2 protein-coding genes are annotated in these 863 nt (G+C 40.8%); both read right to left on the minus strand.

What is annotated here, in order from left to right; translation table 11 throughout:
- Positions 1-36: 36 nt before the first annotated feature.
- Positions 37-495, minus strand: coding sequence for a CtsR family transcriptional regulator (locus GMD6S_RS09660; protein WP_001211257.1), 459 nt, complete (start codon positions 493-495; stop codon positions 37-39).
- A gap of 172 nt (positions 496-667) precedes the next feature.
- Positions 668-863 (minus strand): LPXTG cell wall anchor domain-containing protein (locus tag GMD6S_RS09665; protein ID WP_000463696.1); only part of this gene is annotated, 196 nt, incomplete at its 5' end.

Here is an 863-nt window from a genome sequence, read left to right on the forward strand (position 1 = left end):
TCGATACATTCATTCAATGCTTTTGAATAGTTCATCTTACTTCTCTTTTCTATCTACCTCTTGCAATAGCTGTCGGAGCATATTGGCACGGACAACTGGGGATTCTTCCCCTAGGACACGATCTGTTGCTACAGAAGTCAGCAAGGTCATCTCTTGCTTGGTCATCAAGTCCTGCTCCACCAAAAGCTGGAGAATATCCTCATAAATCTCCTGACTAACTCGCTCTCCGATTGAATAAAGCAAATCGCGTAGCATCTCGTGATGATTGGAAAACTCAATACGCCCTATGCGAATGTAGCCTCCACCACCACGCTTGCTCTCAACTAAGTAACCTCTACTTTCCGTAAAGCGAGTCTTGATGACATAGTTGATCTGGCTCGGTACAACCTGGAAGGTATCTGCCAACTGGCTCCGCTGCAATTCCACGATACCAGACTGGTCTAAAATCGCCTTGATATAGGCTTCGATATGATCTGATGTATTTTTAAATCTCATAGTAAATCAAACTCCTTCTTTGAACCTTGACTATCTTTGACTATTATACCGAAATTTTTGATTTTTTTAAAGGAAAAGGAAGCAAGTTGTGCAGATTTATTATAAACTATCAAAAACAAAAAGATGGGACCGTAAAACGGTCACCATCATTTTGCTTTATTCAAAGTTAAGATTAGTCAACTTTTTTAGCACGGTATACAAGTCCTGCCAAAGCTGCAAGAACTAGACCAAGAATAGTAGAGAATGCTGTAAAGTCTGCTCCACCAGTGTTTGGCAAATCTCCCTTAGGTTGTTCACCCTTAGGACCTTCCTTAGGTTCTTCTTTTTTCGGTTCAGTATACGTGTTAGTGATTGTTGGGTTGTTACCT

This window comes from Streptococcus sp. GMD6S (genome assembly GCF_000297015.1).

What these genes read in the sequence shown, in the direction of transcription:
- GMD6S_RS09660 (WP_001211257.1), bottom strand. Translation starts at nt 495, where the DNA reads ATGAGATTTAAAAATACATCAGATCATATCGAAGCCTATATCAAGGCG.